At 34.5% G+C, this 2,790-nt stretch carries 3 protein-coding genes; 1 reads left to right on the top strand and 2 read right to left on the bottom strand.

Annotation, left to right across the window (positions count from 1 at the left end):
* Nucleotides 1-103: 103 nt before the first annotated feature.
* Both CLCOS_RS21605 and CLCOS_RS21600 read right to left on the bottom strand, forming a co-directional pair.
* On the bottom strand, nucleotides 104-247 hold the full coding sequence (locus tag CLCOS_RS21605) for a cyclic lactone autoinducer peptide (RefSeq protein ID WP_082853479.1): 144 nt from the start codon (nucleotides 245-247) through the stop codon (nucleotides 104-106).
* A gap of 93 nt (nucleotides 248-340) precedes the next feature.
* Nucleotides 341-514, bottom strand: a complete 174-nt coding sequence (locus CLCOS_RS21600; protein WP_082853480.1) for an aspartyl-phosphate phosphatase Spo0E family protein — start codon at nucleotides 512-514, stop codon at nucleotides 341-343.
* 643 nt (nucleotides 515-1,157) lie between these two features.
* On the opposite strand from CLCOS_RS21600, the gene CLCOS_RS17280 reads away from it, so the two are divergent.
* Nucleotides 1,158-2,507, top strand: coding sequence for an FAD-binding oxidoreductase (locus CLCOS_RS17280; protein WP_063600157.1), 1,350 nt, complete (start codon nucleotides 1,158-1,160; stop codon nucleotides 2,505-2,507).
* The last annotated feature ends 283 nt before the right edge of the window (nucleotides 2,508-2,790 follow it).

Genomic DNA, 2,790 nt, shown 5'->3' with positions numbered 1-2,790 from the left:
CTATAACATTATTCATATAAATATCCCACCTATAATTAGTTTTTTACAAATGTTGTAAAGCAAAGGCAAAATACATTGCTTTACAACATTTGTAAAAAACTAATTATTTAAGGAGTTCATCGGGGCATTTTGGCTGATGAAAGCCCATAAAACAGGTTGGAACTATAACTATTCCAGCTAAAAACAAAGATAAGTAACCTACTGCTTTCATACTTTTCTTTAAAACACTCTCTTTTAAATTTTTCATTTTTCTTATACCTCCTATAAATGTTTTTATTTATAAGTTCTACAAAATATTAGATTATCCTTCTATATTTTTCAGAAAAACAAAATTTAAAAATTAAGTTTTATTTTTTTTGTGGTTTTCAGAAAAGTTTAATAGATTAGGTTTATAATAAGAGAGAATTAGCTTGTCCAGTTCTTGGCTTACAGATAATATTTCTTCATCAGTAAATTCATCTGAATCTAACATATTATACAGCCTATTTCTTACTTTTTCTAACAATGTGTTCATTAATTATACATCCTTACTAATTTATTACTAATTTTCAACAACTTAGACATTATACTATAAAAGTGAAAATTACACAAACTAATTTTTATATTTAAAATATATCTATTTTAAGTTAAATAATTAAGGAGAAAAAATAGAATAATCTCCCTATATATTATAGATATAAAAATGGAGCCATACCTAATATAGCTCCATTCATGATTCCTGACTATTATATAATTGTTCTGCCACAATATCAGCAGATTGCTCCATATATGTATGCTGCATATCTAGTCCTATGATATAACCTGTTTTAGGCATATCATTAACTATGTGTTTAACCTCATGTATGAAAACATGACATTGAGTTTCATAGCTTTTTTGTCTGAATGTGGTATGATGAGTCAACCTTATCAGAGAACTTGTAATCAAAAGATTATTTAAGTGGGATAAGATCCGAAAAAATCTTGTCCACTTTTTTCTGGCCAATATACTATATTAACAGTATTGTTTTTAATTATATATCCATACATTCTGTTATTATTTATGTACACTATTCTATTATATTAGTTTTATTATTCTTTTAGTTAGTACGCTTTTATCCACATTAACATAATATATATTGCAAATATTAAACACCCACTAGAAAAAAGGAGATGTTTGTATGAAATATTCGAAGGAACCTGAACTTACTGGTCGTATTGTTTTACCAGAAAATCCACAATATAACGCAGCTCGCCAGGATTTCAATACCTTTTTTGATAAATTTCCATTAGTAATTGTTTTCGCACAAGAAACACAAGATGTAATTAACGCAGTGAAGTGGGCACGTTATAACCATGTGCCAATTCGCATGCGATCTGGAGGACACAACTATGAGGCCTTGTCAGTCATCAACGCTGGTATCGTAATAGACGTCAGCGAGATGAATAGGGTAAAGGAAATAGATCGTAAATGTAACACTGTAACAGTGCAGACCGGAATACGTAATATAGCTTTATATAATGCACTTTGGAGCGAAAGGATGGTTGTACCAAGTGGTGTCTGTGCTACTCCAGGAATTGCTGGTGTTACTTTGGGTGGTGGACACAGTATTCTATCAAGACAGTGGGGTTTGACTCTTGATAACCTGCTGGAATTGGAGATGGTCGATGCCGACGGACAAGTGATTTGCGCTAATGCTAACCATCATTCTGATTTATTTTGGGCTTCACGTGGAGGAGGAGGAGGAAATTTTGGCATATGCACTACTTTCCGTTTCCGCACACACCATATTGACACAGTCGGTTTTGCCGAAATTATCTGGAGCCTGAATGACCTAGAATCAGTGCTACCGATCTGGGAGAGATATACTCTTCCCGGCACTGATAAACGACTAACCCCTACCCTTACAATATTTTCAGGAGAGCAATCCTTGATATTAATGCAAGGTGTCTTTCTTGGCTCAGTTAAAGAGCTGCGCCATCTGTTACAACCTTTGCTTCGAGCTGGATCACCACAGAATGTGACCATTGAAGAAATGTCTTGGATTGATGCTGCCACACGAATAGCAGATTCTCAACCACAGTCCCCACTGCCTTTCAAAAGTGTTGGCCCCTATGTCTATAACTTGCTGCCAAATAAGGGCATTGAAACAATCAGACACTTCGTTAACGAGCCGCCTACTTCATCTGTATCTGTTTTTTTTCACGGCCTTGGCGGGGAAGTGGCAAAAGTGTCTAGTACAGCTACAGCCTATTTTCAGCGTGGAGCTTTGTCTAATATGTCAATCTTCTCCACCTGGGATAAGTCAGAAGATGCTTCTCTGGGTATCCGTTGGGTAGAGGACTTCCGTAAGGCCATGCTCCCCTTTACCCGTTACGTCTACGTGAATACGCAGGATCTCTCAATACGGGACTGGCCACATGTTTATTATGGTGGCAACTTCCATAGATTAACCAAAGTGAAGGCTAAATATGACCCGCAAAACGTATTCAGATTTCCTCAGAGCATTCCGCCTTCCAGTGAGTGTTAAAAAAAATAATATTAAGAAAAATTATATATGGGGTGTCGCCAACATTTTCGACAAAGCCCACGCTAAGACAAAGAATAAGTAATTACAATTAGGTAATGATATAATTTAATTCACAGTTGTAAAATATTGTTTACTAACTAAGGTCACATCAGGATATTAATTCCAGCATGTGATCTATTTTTATACATATAAACGTTCATTTTAACATTGATTAAAATTTATAAAGAATTTTAGCCAAACCAAATTCATTAAATATAAAGAAACGTCCTAAAAACATAGCACA

Origin of the sequence: Clostridium coskatii (genome assembly GCF_001675205.1) — a bacterium.
GTDB lineage: Bacteria > Bacillota > Clostridia > Clostridiales > Clostridiaceae > Clostridium_B > Clostridium_B ljungdahlii.
This window is presented reverse-complemented; position numbering and strand designations above follow the sequence as displayed.